Source organism: Mesorhizobium sp. M0217, from assembly GCF_040321955.1.
Classification (GTDB): Bacteria; Pseudomonadota; Alphaproteobacteria; order Rhizobiales; family Rhizobiaceae; genus Mesorhizobium.
Genome location: NZ_JAMYSN010000006.1, coordinates 98,594 through 120,276 on the forward strand (window position 1 = coordinate 98,594; position 21,683 = coordinate 120,276).

General features: G+C 62.3%; 19 protein-coding genes and 1 pseudogene. 14 read left to right on the forward strand and 6 right to left on the reverse strand.

Annotated elements, in window-relative coordinates; translation table 11 throughout:
* Window positions 1–5: 5 nt before the first annotated feature.
* The 5 genes from NKJ18_RS12820 to NKJ18_RS12840 form a co-directional block, all read right to left on the reverse strand.
* Window positions 6–974, reverse strand: a complete 969-nt coding sequence (locus NKJ18_RS12820; protein WP_023711264.1) for a phosphoenolpyruvate carboxykinase (ATP) — start codon at window positions 972–974, stop codon at window positions 6–8.
* Window positions 974–2,890 carry a lasso peptide isopeptide bond-forming cyclase gene (locus NKJ18_RS12825; protein ID WP_023711263.1) on the reverse strand — a complete coding sequence of 639 codons (1,917 nt, stop codon included), beginning with the start codon at window positions 2,888–2,890 and terminating at the stop codon, window positions 974–976. The genes NKJ18_RS12820 and NKJ18_RS12825 overlap by 1 nt, the downstream gene beginning before the upstream one ends.
* Window positions 2,891–2,893: 3 nt before the next feature.
* On the reverse strand, window positions 2,894–3,268 hold the full coding sequence (locus NKJ18_RS12830; protein WP_245263585.1) for a lasso peptide biosynthesis B2 protein: 375 nt from the start codon (window positions 3,266–3,268) through the stop codon (window positions 2,894–2,896).
* Window positions 3,269–3,293: 25 nt separating this feature from the next.
* A complete protein-coding gene (locus NKJ18_RS12835) occupies window positions 3,294–3,563 on the reverse strand; it encodes a PqqD family protein (protein WP_245261370.1) in 270 nt (89 codons plus the stop codon).
* Between the two features lie 161 nt (window positions 3,564–3,724).
* A complete protein-coding gene (locus NKJ18_RS12840) occupies window positions 3,725–3,877 on the reverse strand; it encodes a lasso RiPP family leader peptide-containing protein (RefSeq protein ID WP_023684233.1) in 153 nt (50 codons plus the stop codon).
* 485 nt (window positions 3,878–4,362) lie between these two features.
* On the opposite strand from NKJ18_RS12840, the gene NKJ18_RS12845 reads away from it, so the two are divergent.
* The 9 genes from NKJ18_RS12845 to NKJ18_RS12885 all read left to right on the forward strand — a co-directional run bounded on the left by NKJ18_RS12845 (window position 4,363) and on the right by NKJ18_RS12885 (window position 15,011).
* On the forward strand, window positions 4,363–5,487 hold the full coding sequence (locus tag NKJ18_RS12845) for a nucleotidyltransferase family protein (RefSeq protein ID WP_023711260.1): 1,125 nt from the start codon (window positions 4,363–4,365) through the stop codon (window positions 5,485–5,487).
* A gap of 143 nt (window positions 5,488–5,630) precedes the next feature.
* Window positions 5,631–6,653 carry a glycosyltransferase family 2 protein gene (locus NKJ18_RS12850; RefSeq protein ID WP_352758334.1) on the forward strand — a complete coding sequence of 341 codons (1,023 nt, stop codon included), beginning with the start codon at window positions 5,631–5,633 and terminating at the stop codon, window positions 6,651–6,653.
* Between the two features lie 127 nt (window positions 6,654–6,780).
* Entirely contained in the window at window positions 6,781–7,176 is a 396-nt protein-coding gene (locus tag NKJ18_RS12855; protein WP_352758336.1) for a hypothetical protein, read from the forward strand.
* Window positions 7,177–7,297: 121 nt separating this feature from the next.
* Window positions 7,298–8,197 (forward strand): endo-1,3-1,4-beta-glycanase ExoK, encoded by a 900-nt coding sequence (gene exoK, locus NKJ18_RS12860; RefSeq protein ID WP_352758338.1) that lies wholly within the window; start codon window positions 7,298–7,300, stop codon window positions 8,195–8,197.
* 55 nt (window positions 8,198–8,252) lie between these two features.
* Window positions 8,253–9,584, forward strand: coding sequence for a UDP-glucose dehydrogenase family protein (locus tag NKJ18_RS12865; RefSeq protein ID WP_023668805.1), 1,332 nt, complete (start codon window positions 8,253–8,255; stop codon window positions 9,582–9,584).
* A gap of 31 nt (window positions 9,585–9,615) precedes the next feature.
* On the forward strand, window positions 9,616–10,695 hold the full coding sequence (locus NKJ18_RS12870) for a glycosyltransferase (protein ID WP_352758339.1): 1,080 nt from the start codon (window positions 9,616–9,618) through the stop codon (window positions 10,693–10,695).
* A gap of 223 nt (window positions 10,696–10,918) precedes the next feature.
* Complete coding sequence (locus tag NKJ18_RS12875; protein WP_352758341.1) at window positions 10,919–12,160, forward strand: glycosyltransferase; 1,242 nt, start codon at window positions 10,919–10,921, stop codon at window positions 12,158–12,160.
* A gap of 257 nt (window positions 12,161–12,417) precedes the next feature.
* A complete protein-coding gene (locus NKJ18_RS12880) occupies window positions 12,418–13,551 on the forward strand; it encodes a glycosyltransferase (RefSeq protein ID WP_352758343.1) in 1,134 nt (377 codons plus the stop codon).
* Window positions 13,548–15,011: a lipopolysaccharide biosynthesis protein gene (locus NKJ18_RS12885; protein WP_352758344.1), complete on the forward strand. Its 1,464-nt coding sequence runs from the start codon at window positions 13,548–13,550 to the stop codon at window positions 15,009–15,011. The genes NKJ18_RS12880 and NKJ18_RS12885 overlap by 4 nt, the downstream gene beginning before the upstream one ends.
* A 225-nt stretch (window positions 15,012–15,236) precedes the next feature.
* Here NKJ18_RS12885 and NKJ18_RS12890 read toward each other — a convergent pair.
* Window positions 15,237–16,403, reverse strand: a pseudogene (locus tag NKJ18_RS12890) (polysaccharide pyruvyl transferase family protein); the annotation flags it as partial.
* 177 nt (window positions 16,404–16,580) lie between these two features.
* On the opposite strand from NKJ18_RS12890, the gene NKJ18_RS12895 reads away from it, so the two are divergent.
* From NKJ18_RS12895 to galU, 5 genes are all read left to right on the forward strand, one after another.
* Window positions 16,581–17,753, forward strand: coding sequence for a glycosyltransferase (locus tag NKJ18_RS12895; protein ID WP_352758346.1), 1,173 nt, complete (start codon window positions 16,581–16,583; stop codon window positions 17,751–17,753).
* Window positions 17,754–17,795: 42 nt separating this feature from the next.
* Complete coding sequence (locus NKJ18_RS12900) at window positions 17,796–18,791, forward strand: glycosyltransferase family 2 protein (protein WP_023711254.1); 996 nt, start codon at window positions 17,796–17,798, stop codon at window positions 18,789–18,791.
* Window positions 18,788–19,735 (forward strand): glycosyltransferase family 2 protein, encoded by a 948-nt coding sequence (locus NKJ18_RS12905; protein ID WP_023745205.1) that lies wholly within the window; start codon window positions 18,788–18,790, stop codon window positions 19,733–19,735. Before NKJ18_RS12900 ends, NKJ18_RS12905 begins: the two co-directional genes overlap by 4 nt.
* A complete protein-coding gene (locus NKJ18_RS12910; RefSeq protein ID WP_023668796.1) occupies window positions 19,725–20,675 on the forward strand; it encodes a glycosyltransferase family 2 protein in 951 nt (316 codons plus the stop codon). The genes NKJ18_RS12905 and NKJ18_RS12910 overlap by 11 nt, the downstream gene beginning before the upstream one ends.
* A 75-nt stretch (window positions 20,676–20,750) precedes the next feature.
* Window positions 20,751–21,647 carry a UTP--glucose-1-phosphate uridylyltransferase GalU gene (gene galU / locus NKJ18_RS12915; RefSeq protein WP_023668795.1) on the forward strand — a complete coding sequence of 299 codons (897 nt, stop codon included), beginning with the start codon at window positions 20,751–20,753 and terminating at the stop codon, window positions 21,645–21,647.
* The last annotated feature ends 36 nt before the right edge of the window (window positions 21,648–21,683 follow it).

Sequence of the window (21,683 nt, forward strand, 5' to 3'; positions counted from 1 at the left end):
GTCAGTCACCGCGGCCCTTTGTCGGCCGCCAGATCGTTTTCGATCAGGGCGACGGCTTCGCCGATACGGTCGAGCCCGGTGGGCACTTCGAGGCGACAGACGCCGATCTGGCTGGCCAGGGCCGCGCATTGGCGAAGATGTGTCGTGGCAAAATCGCCGACCAGGGCTGGACGGCCGAAACGCGTCACATAGGAAAATTTGATGATGGCCGGCAGGGCGCCGATGCCTGGCAGCGGCGTGATCGCTGCTTTGTCGCTGCGCTCGAGGATATAGATCCGGGTCGCCGGCACCGCGTCTGCCGCAAATCCGGCGTGCAGGCGATGCTGCATCTTGTCGATCGCCGCATGCACCTGCGGGCGTATCTCTGCCTGGCGGATGGGAAACGCGGCGGCCGCATCGGCGGCGAGTTTCAGCTGCGGAAAACCCGGAACGATCATCGGCCGGTCCGTGAGATCGAGCGCCACGACATCGTCGGTCAGCAATCGATGCCCGGCGCGGATCATCGCGCTCGCGGTCGTCGATTTCCCGGCGCCCTTGTCGCCCATGAAGACAGCGCTCTTGCCGCCGACCGCAATGGCGCTGGCGTGCAGGATGAGCAGGCCGCGCTGGTGCAGGAGCAGTGCCATGACCGGACCGAGCAGCGGAAACGCCAGCAGCGCATCGTCGACATCGGGCGCCGGCTCCACCTCGATCCGGCAGGCATCGGTGATCAGGAAGGCGCCGACCGTCTGCCATGCCAAATATTGCTGCCGCGGCTCGAAACGGAAAGCGGTTCCGGTCTCGGGCGAGGGTTTTGGCAGGTCGATCGGGCCGACCGTGATCAGCACATCGACGCAAGCTGGTTCGCTCGGCTCTAGCTCAGGCAGTTCGACCTGCGAAGCGATCGTCAGCCCATAGGCTTTGTACAAGTGCTGTGCGCGAGCAGCAATTGCATGGCGGTCATCAGCGGCAAGAGGCATGTTGGCCGGCATCATCAGTGGCTCCCGCGCTGTTGCACCTGCCGCAGCCACAACGATAGCGAAATCGAACGCCATACATACTGGACATCGGGCAAGGTCGCGGCCTCGGGTTGGCTGGAAATGCGGCCATAGGCGGCGGTCACCTCAGGCAGGTTGACGTAAGGGGCAATCCGCGCCGCATCTTTCACCAGCACCTTGTCCAGGAGATCGCGGTGGTTGCCCAGCATGCCTTTGACCAAATTGGAGGTGAAATCGATCTTGTCGCGCCGCCACTGCACCGCCGGGGGCAAAATTCCTTCCATGGCACGGCGCAACACCGAGCGGCCAAAGCCCTGGTTCAGCTTTTCCGCGCCGGGCAGTGCCAGGCAGAACTCGACCAGAGGCTTGTCCCAGAAGGGGTAGCGCGGCTCGACGCCGAAATTCGCCGCCGCCTTGTCGAGTACCTCGAAGGCGTGCGGCACCATGCCGTTCGACAGCAGCCAGCGATGGGTCAAGGTCTCGCTGGCGCTGACCGCGGGCGGCATATAGCCGGCCCTGCGGAACCGTTCGACGAGGTCGGTACGCATCGCCAGGTCCGGATTGATCAGGGCGCGCCAGCTCGTCGCCGGCCGCCCAGTGGGATGGCGCCGCAATTTGCCAAGCACGCGGTTCGCGAACCGCTTGATTCTCGCGATGCGCCAGGCCGGCCCGTAAAGGGTAAGGAACTGGTAGTAGAGGCCGAGCATGCCATCGCCATAGGTGTTGGAGGCGCTGCGCAGCTCGCGCCACAGCTCCATCCATTTGCCGGCATAGGCGAGTTCGTGCAGATGGCCGTGGCCCTGCGAAACCACCTCGTCGCCTCCATGGCCGTCGAGCAGAACCTTCATGCCCTTGCCGCCGGCGGTCCTGTAGATGTCGCGGGTCAGCGACAGGCCGGGCGCAAGAAACGTTTCTTCCTGCTCCTCCAGGATGCGGTCGAATTCGGCGAAGGGGGCATAATTGCCGACCGAAATCAAAGTGCCGTCGACCTTCTGCTGGCCCAGCACCGCCTCGATGAACGGACGCTCATCCATCGGCGAGCCCTTTTCGAACACCAGCGAGAAGGTCGGCAGCCTCGATCTTTGCTGGGCGGCATTCTGCAGGCCCGCCACGCAGGCGATCGAGGAGGAATCGAGGCCTCCGCTCAGCATAGCACCGACCGCAGGCGTGCCGCGCATGCGGTTGCGGACCGATTGCGAGAACAGATGCCGGAATTCCTCGGCCGTGTCCGATCGCATCGGCCTTGGCGAGGGTTCGATCTGCCAGTAGCGGCGCAGCACCACCTGGTTGCCGGTCACTGTCAGACTGTGGCGCGCCGGCAGGCGGAAGATATCGGCATAGGCTGTCGACTGCGGATCGTCGGGCAGCCCGGCCAGGAATCCCGAAATCTGGTGTTCGCTGATGCGCATGTCGACGCCGCCGGCATCGAGGATCGGCCCGATCTCCGAGGCAAAGACGAAGCGCCGGTCGCTCGAATGATAGTAGAACGGTTTGACGCCGAAATGGTCGCGCACGCAAAACAGCTGCCGGCGCTCGCCATCCCAGATGGCAAAGGCGAAGTCGCCTTGCAGATGCTCGGGGCAGGCTTCGCCCCAGCGCAGATAGGCGCTCATCACAAGCACGGCGTCGGCAACCGAATTGTCCCGGATGCCGAGCCTGGCCAAGAGTTCGTCGCGGTTGTCCAGCCGGCAATCCGCGGTGATTGCGAGCTTGCCGCCGGCCATGGTCAGCGGGCCGGGGCCGGCTTCATCGGTGGTGTTGAGCCAGGCGTGGCCAAGAACGACGCCCTCGTCGATCCACCACGAACTGCCGTCAGGCGCGCGATGCTGCATGCGGGCAAGCATGCGCTGGATGTCGGCCGCGGCGGCCTGCCTGCCTTCCTGCCTCAGCAGAATTCCGGCGACGCCGCTCATCGCTCACTGGCCGTGGTCGACGAGATGGTTAAACCTGCCAAGCGAGCCGCCGAGCACGATATGGTCGCCGCTGACCAGCCAGGCATGCGCCTTCAACTCGGTGCCGGTATCGCGCTCGATGCCGATGCGGATTTTTGAGGCGTTGCCCTGGCGGGCAAGCAAATATTGGCCGGAAAGCGCTTGGGTCAGACAGCTTGCGCCAGGCACCAGGCGGGCAGCCGCAGCCACGCCCCAGGCGACACGCCTGAGATCGCCGATGTCGGCTGGTTCGCGCGCGTCGAGCCGGGTCACCATGCGGCGCACTTTGTTGTAGGAAAGCAGCGTCAGCCCCAGCCGCACCGACACGACCACCGCAAGGCAGTGGGCGAGAAAGAGCATCTCCGGCCCGCTCAGTGAGAAAGCTCTAGACAAGTTCCTCATCATGGAGCCTCGCAAGCCCGGCGTCCGCCAAGCCCTTCAACAATCCATCGACATCGGCCTTGCAGCGTTCCGGATCGACATTGTAGCGATCCAGCACGGCGCTGCGGATTTCGGAAATCGGCCGCGGCTCCTGGATCAGCTCCCAGATATAGGCGCCGACGCCGTTCAGGCTGTAATAGATGTTGGACCTCATATCGAGCAGCGCTAGGCCGTTGCCGAATTCGCAGGCCACGGCATCCTTGCTCGCGCTCATCCGATCATGGTCCGTGGGGTTCCAGTCCATCCTAAACCTCGCTCACAACCAACGCTTCGGCAATTCCGGACAAAGACGCGAGAGCCGGGGTTTGACCCCCGACTCTCCTTAGTGCGCTCTGTTTGCAGAGTCCGGACTTTGTCACCCCAACGAGAGAATACTCAGGAGAAGGTGAGTTCGCCGACCGGCGTATGTGCCGGAAACGAGGCGTCGAGTGCCGTAGTACCGCTACCGCCTTGCGTGATGGTCTCGATCGAGCCGTGGACCGTCAGGCTAGGGGTTTCGTACTCATGCTTTTCAACATTCTGTTCCAATTTACTCTCCACTTGTGGACTGGAAGCGGCCTGTCGATTGCCGGCAGCGAGCTATTGCTGCACCGCAATAGCTGCATGGCAGCATTTATGAGTCAAGCCTGATTTACCAGCCGTTAATCAATTCTCGGTTGCGACTCCCTTCAATGGTGATCAAAGCGCTTTGCATTTTCACATCCCAGGAGAATTCAGCAGAGTGTCCGAGGCCATCAACTAAGTATCTGATTTAATTACGTTAAGTTTTCCTTCGAATGCTCCTCACTTGGGCGCTGGCGCATTCCCACAAAATTGTTGCTGACGTACCCGCCACAAGCCCCGATCAGGCGGCGCCTTGCATCTCGTTGTAGGACTGTGTTGCGAAACGTTCAGGTTGCAGGAAAATTGGCGCCAAAGGAAAAACTGGACGCGGCGCATGAATTTGGCGATGCTTTGCTTCGCAGTTGCAATATAACGCGCCTGGCGAATTTTTTGCGGAGATGCTGCAGCATATGGCATTGCAGGAAGGGACCTTCGAAAGGTTGCGCGCCGCTGGCTGCGCCGACGAAGTGGCCTATGTGCAGGCTTGCCTGCGGCTGTTCTTCGCCTCCAGGGCGAGCCCCAGCGCCGCGCCTGCACCGGCCATCTCCGTTGCCGATGTTTGCGATATCGCCAGGCTGAACAAGGTCGCCACCTTCATGCTGAAGGCGCTGTCGCGCCCACCGGCGGGCGAGACGCCGCCGGGATTGCTCGAGTGGCTCGACACTTATCGCCGGCGCACGATTGCGATGAACTCGTCCGGCATCATGGATTCGATGGCCATCGACAAGGCGCTGCGCGGCAGCGGCATCGATTTCGTCTTCCTGAAGGGCCCCCTCCAGCAGCAACTGCTCTATGGCGACCATTTCATGAAGCCGTCCGGAGATGTCGACATATTGGTGTCGCCGGCCGGCTTCTTTAGAGCTCGCGATGCGCTGCGCTCGATCGGCTACGAGGTCGCCGGCAAGTCCCGCTCCGTCTGGTGGGTGCGCTTTCTGGGCGAGCAGCACATGGTTCGCAGCCAAGGTCGGAAATTGTCCACCGTCGATCTCCATTACCGGCTCCAGCAGCCGGGATCGCCCAGCCCGCGCGATACGGAAGGGTTCCTGCGCCGCAAGCGCGCGCTTGCGATCGCCGGCTCCAGCGTGCCGTTCATCTCGGCCTCCGACACTTTGCTTCTGTCCTGCATCAGTGTCGCAAAGGCGCTGTTCAACCGCGAGCCATGCGCGGGCTATGTCTGCGATATCCGGGCCGCTGCCGGTCGGCTGAGCGAGGCCGAGCAGCAGACTGTGCTCGACTACGCGGCCGAGCAGGGGCTGGCTGACACCCTGCTGCTGGGCCTGCGCGCCGCCGATGTGCTGCTTGGTGGCGCCGGCACGCTGCTGTCGGATCGGGCCACCAGGATCCTGTCACGCATCGGCAATGAAGACCTGTTCCACATGGTCATCGCGCCGTGGCTGTCGTCGCTCAGATGGCCGCAACGGCGCACCGTTTTGTGGGAATTGTGCGGCCGCGAACCTGTCCGCTACCTGACCGAGGCCGGCTGGGCCGCGTCAGCCGACCTCAGCCGGCGGATTTTCGAGCGGGAAAGCCGGTGACGATGAGGGTCGTCATGCAGCAGGCAGATAACGTTCCGTCCCGATCCGCTGGGGATGGATCGGGGGATGGATCTGGGTCCGGCGCCGCGCGCCGGGAGGGCGAGGGACCAATGCGACACTTTATGCAATCGAAAGGCCACCCTATGTCCATGACAGAATCCCGGGTCTGCGTGATCATCGCGGCGCGCAACGCGGCCCGGACCATTCCCGCAGCCATCGCCTCGGCGCTGCGCGAGCCGGAGGTGGCGGAAGTCGTTGTCGTCGACGACGCCTCCACCGACGACACCGCAAAAGTGGCCAGCGCTGCCGACGATGGCAGCGGTCGGCTTTCGGTCATCCGGCTCGACGTCAATCGCGGCCCGTCCTTCGCTCGCAATGCCGCCATTGCCGGGTCGAAATCGCCTTTCATCAGCATTCTCGACGCCGACGATTTCTTCCTTCAGGGACGGTTTCGCCAGCTGTTTGCCAGCACCGACTGGGATTTCGCCGCCGACAACATCATGCTGATCCGTGACGATACGGCGACCGACGTCTCTAAGATCGTCGCCCCGTCCTTTTCGGCGGACCCGGAATTCCTCGACTTCGAGCGGTTCATCGAGGGCAACATCTCCAGACGGCGTGTCCAGCGCGGCGAACTCGGCTTTCTCAAGCCGGTGATATCAAGAGCTTTCCTCGACAGGCATGGGCTGCGTTACGACGAGAACCTGCGTCTCGGCGAAGATTATGAACTGTACGCCCGCGCCTTTGCCCTTGGCGCACGCTTCAAGGTCATCCGTTCCTGCGGCTATGGCGCGATCGTGCGCGCCGATTCGCTGAGCGGGCGCCACAAGACACAGGATCTGAAGCGCCTCGCCGATGCGGATCTGGCACTGCTCAAGATCGACAGCCTGCCGGAAGGCTCCAAGGCCCTGCTGCGCAAGCACGAGCGGCATGTGCGTGACAAATACCGGCTGCGCAATTTTCTCGATGTGAAGGCCGAGCGCGGCATGGCGTCTGCCGCCGCCTACGCGCTGGCCAGCCAGTCGAACTTCATTCCCATCGTTGTCGGCGTGGCCGCCGACAAGCTCTATGCGTTGTTTCGCCACGCCGGTCTGCCCCCGCGGCAGCAGCCGGTGCCGCCCTTGCGCTTCCTCATGGCCGCTACCAGCACGGCGGCGCAAAAGTAGGCTCCGCCAAGTCCGGGACGGCGGCCGCAAGGCTGAAAAAATTGCCTTTCTGAAACTCGGAGGTTGCCTACACGCCCCGACGATGGCACTGTATGTTGCGGTGCAGCAATTTTGGAAGGCCAACCGGATGGCTTCAATTTTCGGCTTCAGGTCCAGGGACCCAGCGCGCGACAAGCAGACCGATCTGGCGCGTTTCGACCGTCTGGCAAAGCTGTTGGATCAGATCACGGCCGAGATTGCGGCCGAGAAGACCGGGTTGGAGGCCCGCTACCGGTCGAAGTCCACCAACGCGGCCTTCCTGGTCGAGTCGATGGAGAACGGCTCGGCGTCGGCAAGCAAGCTGTCGGAAGTCGGCGAGCTGACGAAGTCCATCCTGAACTGCGAACAGCGCATCGCCGAGCTGGTGCGCCAGACGAGCCGGATGAAGGAGCTGCGTCATTCGCTCGACGCGATCGTCGGCGAGAATGGCCATGGTTTTGATTCGCACGGCGAATATGTCGAATCCGCAGGTCGCTTCGGCTGAACACGGTCACACGAGACACAGAAGAGAAAGTTCGGGGACGGAGGATCGGGATCGGCCCGTTAGCAATGTGGGCCAATCGGTGACTTTGGGTTGGGGCGGAACAGCACAAAGGTGAATTGATATGAACGCAGATCCGAAGACGACGCCCATGGCGGCAATCGATGCCATGATTTCCGCGCGGCCAAATCGGCCAATGCGTCTTGTATTCCCACCGCGTCTTCTATCCGTTGGTGCGCTTCTGTTGGCGGCAGCCGCAGCTCTGCTCGGCGCCGCGCACCCCTCCCGCGCCCAGGACGCCTCCCCGGAGATGCAAAGCGCACCGTCCTTCGTCGACGATTTCAAGAGTTTCGATCGTTCGCGCTGGTATGTCTCCGACGGCTGGTCGAACGGCAATCACCAGAACTGCACCTGGTCGAAAAGCCTGGTAAAACTTTCCGACAACATGCTGACGCTCGGCTTCGAAAAGCGCAAACTGAAGGACCGCGAGTTCGCCTGCGCCGAGATCCAGACCAAGCAGCGCTTCGGCTATGGGACCTATGAAGCACGGATGAAGACCGACACCGGATCCGGTCTCAACGCCGCTTTCTTCACCTATATCGGCCCTGCCGACAAACAGCCCTGGTATGAGATCGACTTCGAGGTGCTGACCAAGGACGCGTCCAAGGTGCAGGTCAACAGCTACATCGCCGGCAAACCCAAGAACGAGAAGCTGGCCGAGGTCGAAGGCGGCGCCGACAAGGGCTTCAACGACTATGCCTTCATCTGGGAAAAAGACCGGCTGCGCTGGTACGTCAACGGCAAGCTGGTCCAGGAAGTGACCAATCCCGAGCAATTGCCGACCCACTCGCAGAAGATATTCTTCAGCCTCTGGGGCAGCGACACGCTGAAAAACTGGATGGGCGCCTTTTCGGACCCCGGCCGCCAGGTGACGATGCAGGTGCAGCGCGTGGCCTTCACCGCGCTCGGCCAGCCGTGCCAGTTTCCGGAATCGCTGGCATGCAGTGTAAGCAGCATAAAGTAGATCTGAACCGGCCCGGCCATATAAGGCCAAAGGGCGTGAACAGGAATTAACCCGAATGAATTTGACGGTCTTTGGAATTGGCTATGTCGGTCTCGTGCAGGCCGCGGTGCTTGCGGAGGTCGGGCACCAGGTGGTGTGCGTCGATGTCGATGAAAAGAAGGTCGAGCGGCTCAACCAGGGCCTGGTGCCGATTTTCGAACCGGGACTGGAGGCCCTGGTCAAGGAGAACCACGCCGCCGGCCGCATCAAGTTCACCACCGATGCCGCCGCCGGCGTCAAGCATGGCGAGATCCAGATGATTGCGGTCGGCACGCCACCCGGCGAGGACGGTTCGGCCGACCTCAAATATGTGCTGGCGGTGGCCGAGACCATCGGCCGCGAGATGGACGGTCCCAAGATCGTCGTCGGCAAGTCGACCGTGCCGGTCGGCACCTGCGAAAAGGTGAAGGCCAAAATCGCCGCGACGCTGAAGGCGCGCGGGCGCCAGGACCTGGCTTTCGACGTCGCTTCCAATCCTGAGTTCCTTAAGGAGGGTTCCGCCGTCGCCGACTGCATGAAGCCTGACCGCATCATTGTCGGCACCAACAGCGAGGGCACCGAGGCGGTGATGCGCGAGCTCTACGCGCCGTTCAACCGCAACCACGAGAAGATGATCGTGATGGACGTGCGCAGCGCCGAATTCACGAAGTACGCCGCCAACTGCATGCTGGCGACCAAGATCTCCTTCATGAACGAAATGGCCAATCTGGCCGAGCAGCTCGGCGCCGACATCGAGGAGGTACGCAAGGGCATCGGCTCGGATCCGCGCATCGGCTACCACTTCATCTATCCCGGCCTCGGCTATGGCGGTTCGTGCTTCCCCAAGGATGTCCGCGCGCTGATCAAGACCGCCGAAGGTGTCAAGTTCGACGCCAAGCTGCTGCGCGCCGTGGAGGAGCGCAACAATGCCCAGAAGTCGGTGCTGTTCGACAAGGTGCACCGTTATTTCAAGGGCAGTCTCAAGGGCAAGACCTTCGCGCTCTGGGGCCTCGCCTTCAAGCCCAACACCGACGACATGCGCGAGGCGCCGGCGCGCGTCCTGATGGAGGCGCTGTGGCAGGCCGGCGCCAATGTGCAGGCCTACGATCCCGAGGCGATGCAGGAATGCCAGGCCATCTACGGCCTGCGCGACGATCTGCTTTTGTGCGGCACCAAGGAGGCGGCGTTGCGCGGCGCCGACGCGTTGCTGATCGCCACCGAGTGGAAGAGTTTCCGCGCCCCGTCCTTCGACGCGGTGAAGGATGCCCTGACCACGCCGGTCATCTTCGATGGCCGCAACCTCTATGATCCCAAGGTCATCGCCCGTCACGGCATCGAGTATTTCTCGATCGGCAGGATGGCGGCGTGAAGGCAGGGCGGCACAACGCGGAGCCAGGTTCATGAAAGTTCTGTTTGCAGGCGGCACCGGCTACACGCCGCAATTCAGCGGGGGCGTCCAGTCGAGCACCCACCACCTGGTCGAGCAATTGCGCGAAAATGGTCACGAGGCATCCGTTCTGGCAGCGCTGTTCGGCGACGGCATGTTCGGCTTCAGGGCGCGCGCCAAGATGAAGCTCCTTCGTCAGCGCGCGGTCATCGACAATTTCCCGGGCTATCCGGTTGTACGGGCGTGGTTTCCCTGGGAAGCGGCCGGCTTCGCCGTCAAAAAGTTGAGGCCGGATGTCGCGGTCGTGCAGTGCCACAATTCGGTGCCGATCGGCAGAGAGTTGCAGAGGCTTGGCGTGCCGCTGACCGTCTATCTGAGGAATGTCGAATTCGACGAATTGGCCGGCGATCTGCGTGAGCTCCATTCGGCGGTCTATATCGCCAACTCCGAGTTCACCGCGCGCGCCTATAAGGCAAAATTCGATATCGATTCGACGGTTATTCCGCCGACCATCAATCCCGCGTTCTACAGCACACCGACGACCGGTGAATTTGTCACGCTCATCAATCCATATGAGGAAAAAGGCTTCGATCTTGCGGTGCGCATTGCCGCCGCCTGTCCCGAGATCCCGTTCCTGTTCGTCGAAAGCTGGAAGCTCGACGACGATCATCGAGCCCGGATCGAAGCAACAATCTCTCCCCTCCAGAACGTCATGCTGGAAAGCCGCACCAGCGACATGAAGACGGTCTACGGCCGCACGAAAATCCTGCTTGCGCCCAGCAAATGGGAAGAAGCCTGGGGCCGGGTGGCCTCGGAAGCGCATTGTAGTGGCATTCCCGTGGTCGGCTCGCGGCGCGGCGGTCTGCCGGAAGCGATCGGCGCCGGCGGCGTGGTACTGGACTACGACGCCCCGCTCGCCGACTGGGTCGCAACGATCAGGCGGCTGTGGAGCGATGAGGCCGAGTACAAGCGGCTGTCAGCGACAGCACGTCAGTTTTCGGAGCGGCGGCAAATGAACCCCGACAGCCAATTCGCAACGTTCATGGGCGTTCTCGACCGCGCAAGACGTGTCGGTTTGGAGCGCGCAGCCTAAACGCGTCGTGTTGCAGTTCAGCTGAGACGCTGCACGACCGTGGTCGCGCAAAGTTCCCGTTAGCCAGGTCCAGGCGTCGTGCGCCCGTCCGGATCACTTTTAATTGCTGCAGTGCAATATTTTGTGGCACTGCAGCAATCAACGTGTATTCTGCCTGTCTACATTAGGGCTTGTGCGATATGGACCGCTTGGTCCGAGCAAGCCCCAACCTTATGGGCGGGTCATGCGCGTGGGCTTTGTCGTCGGCGAATTCCCTCTGCTTTCGGAAACCTTCGTCGTGGACCAGATGGCTGGGCTGCTGGCGCGGGGCTTTCAGGTCGAAGTGGTCTGCGAAAAGATGCAAGGTGACCACCGAATTGACCGGCAAAGCGAGCCGATGGCGACGCTGCTCGCCAGAACCCGACATTGGTGGCGATGGGCCGCTGCAATCAGCAAATTTGTACAGCGTCTGCCGCCGCGTCTGCGATACAAGGCCTCGACCGTTCTCGACATCGCCTTTGCACGCCGCCTGAACCGCTGCGACGTGATTGTCGCCCACTTCGGACAGAACGGCGAGAGAGCAGCCGCACTGAAGAAATGGAAGGTGCTCAAACCACCGATCATAACCATCTTTCACGGCGCGGACGTGGCGATCCCGGCGCGGCAGGCAGTGCTCGCGACACAATATGCCGGGCTGACCAAGCATGGGACCCTGAACCTGCCCGTCAACGATTACTTCCGCACGATGCTGCTGGAAGCCGGCCTGTCCCAGGCGAGCACGACGGTCCACCATATGGGAATTGACACCCGCCAAATCGGCTATCGCTGGGAATCGTGGGAAGGCACCCAACTGGTCGTGACGACGGTTTGCCGCCTGGTCGAAAAGAAAGGCGTCGAGTTCGCCTTGCGAGCCCTGGCCTCTCTCAAGGCCTCCCAGCCGCAGCTAGACTGGCGTTACGACATTGTTGGCGACGGTCCTCTGCGGATGAATCTGGAGAAGCTGGCCGTAGAGCTGGGCTTGGCTGGTCGCGTAACATTCCTCGGCAGCCTCCCTCACGCAGAGGTGAAAAGACGGCTTCGCATGGCGCATCTCTTTTTGCTGCCAAGTATCACTGCCAGCGACGGGGATATGGAAGGCATTCCGGTCGCGCTCATGGAGGCCATGGCCGCCGGATTGATTGCGGTCAGCACGTATCATTCGGGAATCCCGGAGCTCATCAAGGATGGGGAGACGGGGTTGCTTGCGCCCGAGCGAGATATTTCAGCGCTTGCCGGCAAGCTTGCCTGGGCCGGGGAGCACCCGACCGAATGCGAGCGTATCGCGCTTGCCGCACGCCGCAAAGTCGAGGACGAGTTCAACGCAGATGTTCTGAATGAACGTTTTGCGCAGATCGTTACCCAACTGGCCACATCGAGCCCTGCGCATGAACCTGCCGGTCATGTCGGGGTTTCCGAGGGCTTGGCGGATCCTTCATCTGCCGGCTGACACTGCTGCTCTGCGTTTGATCGGCAGACACGCCAAGCCGAGGGAAATCTTGCTACACTGCACCAAAAATGTTGCAGTGCAGCAAGACCTATACTAACGTCCCTGCGGGTGGGCCAACAGCGGTAGAGTTCCATGCTGCATGTCTTGTGCCTCCGGCACCCTGTTTTCGGCCCGGCTTTTGTCAAGGGCACACCGGCTCTCCGCACGAGCGCATCCTGCCGATGAAGATTTGCTTCGTAGTCGACAAGTTCCCCTCATTGTCCGAAACCTTTGTTCTCGACCAGATAGCCGGATGCCTTGAGCGCGGCATGGAAGTCGGCGTCGTCTGCAACGAGACGTCCTTCGGCAGGGACAGCAACATCGATGATCCGCGCTGGCAGGCGCTGCCAGGAAAGGTCGTATGCTGGTGGGGTGGCCTGGGTCGCTATCGCCCGCTGCTCAGGAAGTGGTCCGGCAGGTTCTGGGACAAGCTCTCGACCGCCATCGACATTGCTCATGCGCGAAAACTGCAGGGCGCCGACGTCATCGTTGCCCATTTCGGCAACAACGGCATGCGCGTGGCCCGCGCCATCAAGCGCGGGAGGATTTCCGCTCCCCTGGTGACGATATTTCACGGCCGTGATGTCGGCGAACCGCTGCATGACAATACGCTCGCGCGCTACAAAATTGTGTTCGAAAAGGGCGTTCTTCAACTGCCGGTGAATGCGTTTTTCCGCGATGCCTTGATTGAGGTCGGTGCATCGCCGGAGCAGGTTGTGGTTCACCATATGGGGGTGCGGCCGAGTGACATCGACTATCGGTGGCGTTCATGGGAGCAGGCTACGCTCTCTTTCATCTCGGTCTGCCGCCTGACCGAAAAGAAGGGCATTGAATATGCGCTTCGCGCGCTTGCTGGCCTGCCGCGGCGAGACTGGATCTACTCGGTGATCGGCGGCGGAGAACTTCTCGAGCAGCTGAAGGGGATCGCCGCAGAGCTCGGCATTGCCGACAGGGTGAATTTTCTTGGGCCCCGGCCGCACAGCGAAGTCAAACAGCGTCTGCGCGATGCGCATGTATTCCTGCTGCCCAGCGTCGGCGCCCGCGATGGCGATCTGGAAGGCATTCCGGTTTCGCTGATGGAAGCGATGGCCGCCGGCCTGACGGTGGTCAGCACATATCATTCCGGGATCCCTGAACTGATCGACGATCACAAGACGGGTTTTCTCGTGGCTGAGCGGGACGTTGCGGCGCTGACCGGAAAGCTTGCCTGGATCGCCGAGAATCCGAAGCCGTGTGAAGGGATCGCTCTCGCGGCGCGCAAGAAGATCGAGGCGGAGTTCAACTCCGATCTGCAGAACCAACATTTCGTGGAAATCGCCATGCGGCTTGGCGAAACGAGGTCGCTTGCATGAACGCCAATCCGCCCCCCCAGTTCGGTCGTGTCGCCCTGCGCGGCGGGCTGGTAACCATCGGCGCCCAGGGCTTCAAGATGGCGATCCAGTTTCTCTCCGTCATCGTGCTGGCCCGTCTGCTCGTCCCCGAGGATTTCGGTCTGGTGGCTTCCGTCGGGCCGATCGTCGCCTTCGTCGGGCTGCTTCAGAATCTGGGCCTGCAGCAGGCTGTGGTTCAGCGCAAGGACATCAGCAACCAGCAGCTCAACCAGGTGTTCTGGATCAGCGCGCTCGTCGGGCTGGGCAGTGCCGTGGTAGTGGCCGGCCTGGCGCCTGCCATCGCCGCGTTCTATGGCGATCAACGTATGTCCGGCATCACCCTTGGCTCCGCCCTGCCGCTGCTTCTCGGCAGTCTCGCCGCAGTGCCGCTGGCGTTGATGAACCGGCACCTGCAGTTCGGCCAGCTCGCACTGAACGACGTGATAAGCGCCGCCGCCGGACTTCTGGCCGCCGCGATCGCGGCCTATGCGGGGTTGGGCTACTGGTCGCTGGTCATCGGCCCGGCGGTTTCGGCAGCTATCGCCCTGACTGCCGCCTGGCTGGTGGCGCGTTGGACGCCTTTGCGGCCGGACCTGAAGGTCGATGCCGATATATTGTCGTTCGGCGCGAACCTGACCGGCTTCAACCTCGCCAACTTCTTCTCGCGCAATCTCGACAACATTCTCATCGGAAAATATTCCGGTGCGATCGAACTCGGCTATTACGACCGCGCCTACAAGCTCCTGTTGTTCCCGCTGCAGAACATCAACCAGCCGCTGACACGGGTCATGGTGCCGCTGCTCAGCCGCATCCACGATGACAAGGCCCGCTTTCGCGATATCTATGTGCGCACCAACTGGATGCTGGCGGCCGTTACCATGCCGGGCATCGCGGCGCTGACGCTGACCTCCAATCAGATCGTCGGACTTCTCTTCGGCGCGGGCTGGGCACCGGTCGCACCGATCTTTGCCTGGCTGGGCATCGCCAGCCTGGTCCAGTCCGTTTCAAGCACGACGGGATGGATATTCATCTGTCAGGGCAAGACGAAGACCATGTTCCATTGGGGCATCTATTCGTCGCTGACGACCGTCGCTGCCTTCGTCGTCGGCCTGCACTGGGGCGCCGTCGGCGTTGCCGCGGCCTATGCCATCAGCGGTTACGTGCTGCGCGTTCCCGTGCTGGCGCTACTGGTCCATCGCGTCGGTCCGGTGACCGCCGTCGACTTCCTGCTCATGCAGGGGCTTTTCATCGCCTCGTCCCTGCTTGCCTGCTTCCTGTACCTGTGGTTGCCGGCGTCTCTAACGGGCCAGTCAGACCTGCTCGCGGTCTTTTTGGCGCTTGCCCTCAACTACGGCATCGGTCTCGTTTTCATGCTTGCCGTCCCGCAGTCGCGACGCGCTTTGTTCACCACGCTGTCCAACGCCGCGCGCAATATCCGCTGAGCGGCCGGCGAACAGCGGCGCCAGCAGGTTTGTGGCCGACATTGCCGAAGCATGTTCTTCGAGCACGGCCTGAAGGCTTGTCTTGCGATAGCGGTCGAGATCTCCCGCAAACCGGCCGAGCTTTTCGCGCGCCTCTTCGGGCGTCACGGTGTCGATGTCGAGCAGCACATCGTCGACACCGATTCGCTTGGCCACTTCCTTGGTTTTGAACTCGTAGGCGATCGGCAGCACCGGCGTGCCGACGCAAAGCGACATGATCATCATATGCATGCGCGTCGCGACGACGAAGTCGAAGCCCTTCACCAGCGCCATCAACTGGTCCGGCGTGTGGAACGAAGCGTCCACCGTCACGTGGCTGGCGATCTCAGGATCGAGCTCGGCAACGATGGCCTGCGCGGTCTTGGAATCGTCATGGGCATATTTCGGCACACCCTGACACGTGGAGACGAAGGTCACCTCCTTGCCAAGGTCCCTGACAAGAATTGTGGCGATCTCGCGGACCGAATCCAGATAGCGGCGCATGCCGCCCTCACCGTCGCTGACGTAGTTCCAGTGGCGGACCGAAATAGCGACGCGGCCCGTCGACGCCGGCGGCTGGCTGGAAGCGAGACGCTTGCCGATCCTGTCGGTATCGGCCAAGGCGAATACGGCATCGGCCACCACGTGGCACTTGCCGAGATCCTTCACCAAGTTCCGGATATGGGTCCGCGACCGTTCGTCGCGCAGCAGGATGAGCGGGCTGCGGTCAAAGATCGGGCCGAGCTCCTGGCGGTTGTAACTTTTGTCGAACGGACCGAGGGATTGCGTGAAGAAGACCGGATCTTTGCCAAATACGGCATCCAGCCTGAACTGATTGAGGCGTCGTTCGAGATTGTAGTTCTCGACGAGATAGGTTCCCCCTGTGGTGACCACCATGTCCGCGTCGGCGTAGATATCGAGACCGCGCCGGTCGCGATGGCTGAAAAAATTGCCTAGCGCGCTGCTGCCAAACCAGCGCAGGGCCTGGAGAACGAGCCGATTGTAGATCGGCTTGAACCGGTCCCTCAGCCCGCTGCCATTCTTGTATCGGAACAGGGATTCCGACAGCAGCTTATGAAATTCGAGGTCGGGATAATCCGTCTTCGGATAGAGTCGTTCCGCAACCTCGGGCTGGCTGTCGAAGACGGCAAACCGCACGTCGCCTTGCACGATCGTCTTGAGAATGTGGCGGATCGCCAGCAGAATCGCCGCATCCCCGGTATTCAGGCAGACTGTGTTTTCAACGACGATCTTCATGGGATACCTCATTTCGTCAGCAGATTCCGCGGCGGGGCCTGCGGTGCCTAGGACGGGCATGGTGACCGAAAACACCAACGCCAGGACGATCCCGATGCGGCTCGCGTCACAATTCATCGCTGCATCGGGCTGGGTGACCAGTCAGAGCGGCGCTCAAGCCCGACGGAGGGTAACGCATCAATTTTGCAGTGCAACAAAAAACATGCACTTATGCTACGGCGCACCAAAAATGTTGCGATGCAGCAAAAGCTGGGTTAGCATTCCCGTGGGTGGGCCAACAGCGGTCGAGTTTTCATGCTGCATGTCTTGTACCTTGTGCACGATGTTTCCGACCCGGCGGTGCGCCGGCGGATCATAATGCTCAAGGCAGGCGGCGCGCGGGTCACGTTGGCCGGCTTCCGTCGGACCACAAATGCTGTTCCCGACGTCGAGGGGCTGCAGCCGGTCGACCTCGGCGCGACGCGTGACGGCCGATTCGGCCAGCGTCTGGCGGCGGTCGCCAAGGCGGCGCTGTCGATAGGCTCGAAGCTTGCGGCGATGCCGAAGCCCGACCTCATCATCGCGCGCAATCTGGAAATGCTGGCGCTGGCCAGGCGCGCCAAGGCCGCCTTTCGCGGCGGCGTGCCGATCGTCTACGAATGCCTCGACATCCATCGCCTGGTGCTGCGCAATGACATGCTGGGCAAAGCACTGCGCACAGCGGAGCGTTATCTCGCCCGCGATGTGAAGCTTCTGGTGACGAGCTCACCGGCCTTCATCGCCAATTATTTCAAGCCGTTCGGGCAGGTCGCCGCACCGGTGGAACTGGTCGAAAACAAATACTTCGAAACCGCGCCGATCGCCTTGGATGACAGGTCAACGGCCGAAAACCCTGCAGCACCCCCGTGGCGCATCGGCTGGTTCGGCGCGCTGCGCTGCCGCCGCTCGCTGGAGCTGCTGGCCGACTTCACGCGCCGTCAGGGCGGGCGCTTCGAGGTCGTCCTCCGGGGCCGTCCGGCACTCTCGGAATTCCCGGATTTCCATGCTTTTGTCGAGGCCGAACCCTATCTCTCCTTTCGTGGCCCCTACCGCAATCCGGAAGACATGGCCGCGATCTACGGCGAAGTGCATTTTTCCTGGGCGATCGATTTCTTCGAGGAAGGGCAGAATTCGGAATGGTTGCTGCCCAACCGCCTCTATGAGGGCTGCCGCTTCGGCGCCGTACCGATCTCGGTGGGCACTACCGAGACCGGGCGCTTTCTCAACCAGCAGGACATTGGCATCCTGCTTTCTGCTGCCACGCCCGAAATCCTGGAAACCGCGCTCGGCCGCATGGACCAGGAGCACTTCGGCAAGGCCAAGGCGCGTGTGCTGGCCCGCAACCCACGAACCTGGAGTTACGACCGCAGCGACTGCCGCGCCTTTGTCGACAGGCTGCGCGGCCTTGCGGTTGCCCCTGGTTCGTTCGCCACCGAGGCACTGGCCTGAAGGATGACCAATGACAAAAGTGCAGTTCATGGAAAGGCGCCGATGACGCAAACCGAAGCGCTGCCGCCAAGCCTGATCGTCATTCCGTGCCTGAATGAGGCAGCCCATATCGGCGCGTTGCTCGAGCAGCTCAGGCCGGCAGCGCTAAGGCTCGGCGCCCGCATCGTCGTTGCCGATGGCGGCAGCACCGATGGTACTTTGGCCATTGTCGAAGCGGTTGCGGCCAAGGACCCTCAGGTCGTCCTCCTGCACAACCCAAAACGTATCCAGAGCGCGGCGATCAATCTCGCCGTCGCCAGCCTCGGTGACGGCGCCGAATACCTGATCCGCATCGATGCCCATGGCGGCTATCCCGCCGATTATTGCGACCGGCTGGTCGAGGAGGCGCTCGCCACTTCAGCCGATTCGGTCGTCGTCTCGATGCTGACCAGCGGCAGCGGCGCGGTGCAGAAAGCGGTCGCGGCGGCGCAGAATTCCAAGCTCGGCACCGGCGGCTCCAAGCATCGGCACTTCTCGGCCGGCGAATGGGTGGACCATGGCCATCACGCGCTGATCCGGATCTCGGCCTTCACCGCGGTCGGCGGCTATGACGAGACCTTCAGCCACAATGAGGATGCCGAACTCGACTACCGCCTGCGCCGGGCAGGCTACCGGATCTGGATGAGCGGCAAGACGCAGATGGTCTACTATCCGCGTTCGTCGCTGAAGGGCCTGTATTTCCAATATCTCGGCTATGGCCGCGGCCGCGCCAAGAATGTGCTCAAGCACCGCATGATCCCGAAAGTTCGGCAGATGATCCCGCTGCTGGTGGCGCCGGTCGTCCTTCTCGCGGTATTTTCCTTTATCCACTGGCTGGCGGCGGTGCCGCTGCTGGTCTGGGCTTCGGTCTGTCTGGGCTACGGCGCTGTGACCGCCATCAGCCAGCGCAATCCCAACAATGTGCTGGCGGGCATTTCGGCGATGGTCATGCATTTCGGCTGGTCGCTCGGGTTTTGGCTGCAACTGCTCGGCTCGCGATCGCAGCGCGGGGTGGCATGATGGTCGCCGACAGCCGCCGAATCGACATCTGCGTCTGCACGTTCCGGCGGCCGGAACTGGCCGACACGCTGCGGTCGCTCGCTGCCATGGATATGCCTGCCGGTTTCGGCATCGGCGTCATCGTCGCCGACAATGACGACGAGCCGACCGCCGAGCCGCTGGTGACCGCGCTGGCGAGCGAATTGAAGCTCCTGGTCCGCTACCGGCACGCCCCGGCGCGCAACATCTCGGTCGCCCGCAACGCCTGTCTTGATGCCAGCACGGCCGATTTTCTCGCCTTCATCGACGACGATGAAACCGCTTCCCGGCAATGGCTGGCCGAACTGATTGCTATCGCGGAGACAAGCGGCGCCGAGGCCGTGCTCGGTCCGGTGCGGGCGCTCTACCGCCCGGATGCGCCGGACTGGATGCGCAAGGGCGATTTCCATTCGACCTTGCCGGTCTGGGTGCAGGGCGAAATCCGCACCGGCTACACCTGCAACGTCCTTTTGAGGATGAGCGCCGACAGCTTGCGCGACCGTCGTTTCAGCCTGGCGCGCGGCCAGAGCGGCGGCGAAGACACCGAATTCTTCGACCGCATGGTCAAGGCAGGCGGTCGAATCGCCTTTGCGCCGGAGGCGTTGGTCGAGGAAGTCGTGCCGCGTTCGCGAGCCGCTTTCGACTGGCTGCGCCGCCGCCGCTTCCGCTTCGGTCAGACGCATGGCCACCTTGTTGGCCACAATGCGGGCGCAGTCCGTCGGGCGAAGGAGGTCGGCCTCGCCTCGGCCAAGGCCGCCTATTGCTTCGGCATGGCGGCGTTGACTGCGATTAGCCCGGTCCGCCGCAACCGCAGCGTGCTGCGCGGCATCATGCATGTCGGCGTCGTCAGCGGCCTGGTCGGTATCAGCGAAATTCGCCAATACGGACTGTCTTCCCCGCAGCAAGGAGCCAAGCGTGCAGCCTGACGTCTCCTTTGTCATCGCAGCCCACAATGCCGCGGCCACGCTCGACCGGGCGATCGCAAGCGCCATGGCCCAGCGCGATGTCAGCGTCGAAATCATCGTCGCCGATGACCAGTCGCGCGACAACACGCTCGACGTCGCAAGAGCCTATCCAAAAGATGTCGTCAAAGTGGTTGCGCTGCCGGCAAATCGTGGCCCTGGCGGCGCCAGGAATGCCGGCCTCGACCTCGCCACAGGCCGCTGGGTCGCGGTGCTCGATTCCGACGATGCCGTCCTGCCCGGGCGGCTCGCCGCCATGATCGCGCGAGCCGAAAGTGCGGGCGCTGTAATCGCCGTCGACAACCTCCAGGTGGTGCGCGAGGACGGCATTGCCGAAGCGACGATGTTTCCCGCCAAATATCTGGAGGGCCTGCGTGAAATCACGCTCGCCGACTACATCGCTGGCAACATCGTTTTCGAATCCACGTTCAACCTTGGCTATCTCAAGCCGATCTTCCAGCGCCGTTTCCTGATCGAAAACGGGCTTCGCTATGATGAAAGTCTGAGCATAGGCGAGGATTACATCCTGCTCGCCAACGCGCTGGCCAAGAGCGGAAAATGCGTCGTCGAGCCGACGACCGGCTATATCTACCACATCCGCACGGGCTCGATCTCGCGCGTGCTCGAGCTTCACCATATCGAGGCGATGCGCAAGGCCGACGCGGTCTTCGCCGAGACCAATTCCATGGACGCTGCTGCTGCGGCCGCCTTCGCCAAACGCGCCCGCAGCCTGCGCAAGGCGGCATCGTTCCTGTCGCTGGTCCAGCACATCAAGGCGCGTTCGCCGTTGAAAGCGATACGCACCGCGCTAAGTGATCCGGCGGCTGTCAGGCACATGTCGATGCCGATCGCCGTCCGCCTCAAAAGGGTGGCGGCGCAGTTTGCCGTCGGCGCGGAGAGGTAAGGAGGGCGAGTACATGAAGACGTTTGTTCGTGGCCTGCAACAGGCTGAAATCGATCTGCTCAGAAGGAATTTGCGATGAAGAAAATCAGGAAGGCAGTCATCCCTGTGGCGGGGCTTGGAACACGGTTCCTGCCGGCAACCAAGTCGATTCCGAAGGAGATGCTGCCCGTGGTCGACCGGCCGGTCGTCCAATATGCGGTGGACGAGGCCTTCGAAGCCGGCATCGAGCACATCGTGTTCGTCACCGGCCGCAACAAGGCTGTCATCGAGGACTACTTCGACCTGCACCCCGAACTGATTGGAACGCTCGAACAAACCGGCAAGAAGACCCAGCTGGAGGCGCTCGAAAGCATGCTGCCCGTGGCCGGCGCCACCAGCTTCATCCGCCAGCAGTCGCCACATGGTCTCGGCCATGCGGTGTGGTGCGCACGCGAAGTCATCGGCGACGAGCCCTTCGCCCTGCTGCTCCCCGATATGGTGTCGTTCGGTCGCCGAGGTTGCCTGGCTGAAACAGTCGATCTCTATCAGCAGACCGGCGGCAATGTGATCGCCGTCGAGCGCTGTGATCCCAGCGAGACCAGCAAATACGGCATCGTCGGGCGCGGCGCCGAGACAGGCAGCGGCTTCGAGGTCACGGCCATGGTCGAAAAGCCGGCGCCGGCCAATGCGCCGTCGAACTATTACATCAACGGCCGCTACATCCTGCAGCCCGAGATCTTCTCGCTGCTGGGCAACCAGCAGCGCGGCGCCGGCAACGAAATCCAGCTTACCGATGCCATGGTGCGGCTGGCGAAAAGCCAGTCTTTCTTTGCCCAGCCTTTCAATGGCCGCATGTTCGACTGCGGCTCCAAGGAAGGCTTCATAGAGGCGACCATCGCCTTCGCGCTGGCGCGCGACGACATGAAGGGACCTGTGCTGGAAATGCTGCAGGCGTTCGTGCGGTCGCATGAGCGTCAGGAAGTGGCCGCATAATGCCCATCTTTCGAGGGCATATGCGTTTGGACGATG

Coding starts and splice junctions, on each gene's coding strand:
- NKJ18_RS12870 (WP_352758339.1), top strand. CDS start 9,616: ATGAAAGTTCTGTTTGCAGGCGGCACCGGCTACACGCCGCAATTCAGC.
- NKJ18_RS12825 (WP_023711263.1), bottom strand. CDS start 2,890: ATGAGCGGCGTCGCCGGAATTCTGCTGAGGCAGGAAGGCAGGCAGGCC.
- galU (WP_023668795.1), top strand. CDS start 20,751: ATGAAGAAAATCAGGAAGGCAGTCATCCCTGTGGCGGGGCTTGGAACA.
- NKJ18_RS12905 (WP_023745205.1), top strand. CDS start 18,788: ATGATGGTCGCCGACAGCCGCCGAATCGACATCTGCGTCTGCACGTTC.
- NKJ18_RS12855 (WP_352758336.1), top strand. CDS start 6,781: ATGGCTTCAATTTTCGGCTTCAGGTCCAGGGACCCAGCGCGCGACAAG.
- NKJ18_RS12875 (WP_352758341.1), top strand. CDS start 10,919: ATGCGCGTGGGCTTTGTCGTCGGCGAATTCCCTCTGCTTTCGGAAACC.
- NKJ18_RS12865 (WP_023668805.1), top strand. CDS start 8,253: ATGAATTTGACGGTCTTTGGAATTGGCTATGTCGGTCTCGTGCAGGCC.
- NKJ18_RS12895 (WP_352758346.1), top strand. CDS start 16,581: ATGCTGCATGTCTTGTACCTTGTGCACGATGTTTCCGACCCGGCGGTG.
- NKJ18_RS12845 (WP_023711260.1), top strand. CDS start 4,363: ATGGCATTGCAGGAAGGGACCTTCGAAAGGTTGCGCGCCGCTGGCTGC.
- NKJ18_RS12830 (WP_245263585.1), bottom strand. CDS start 3,268: ATGCTCTTTCTCGCCCACTGCCTTGCGGTGGTCGTGTCGGTGCGGCTG.
- NKJ18_RS12900 (WP_023711254.1), top strand. CDS start 17,796: ATGACGCAAACCGAAGCGCTGCCGCCAAGCCTGATCGTCATTCCGTGC.
- NKJ18_RS12820 (WP_023711264.1), bottom strand. CDS start 974: ATGATGCCGGCCAACATGCCTCTTGCCGCTGATGACCGCCATGCAATT.
- NKJ18_RS12835 (WP_245261370.1), bottom strand. CDS start 3,563: ATGAGCGCGAGCAAGGATGCCGTGGCCTGCGAATTCGGCAACGGCCTA.
- NKJ18_RS12885 (WP_352758344.1), top strand. CDS start 13,548: ATGAACGCCAATCCGCCCCCCCAGTTCGGTCGTGTCGCCCTGCGCGGC.
- NKJ18_RS12850 (WP_352758334.1), top strand. CDS start 5,631: ATGTCCATGACAGAATCCCGGGTCTGCGTGATCATCGCGGCGCGCAAC.
- exoK (WP_352758338.1), top strand. CDS start 7,298: ATGAACGCAGATCCGAAGACGACGCCCATGGCGGCAATCGATGCCATG.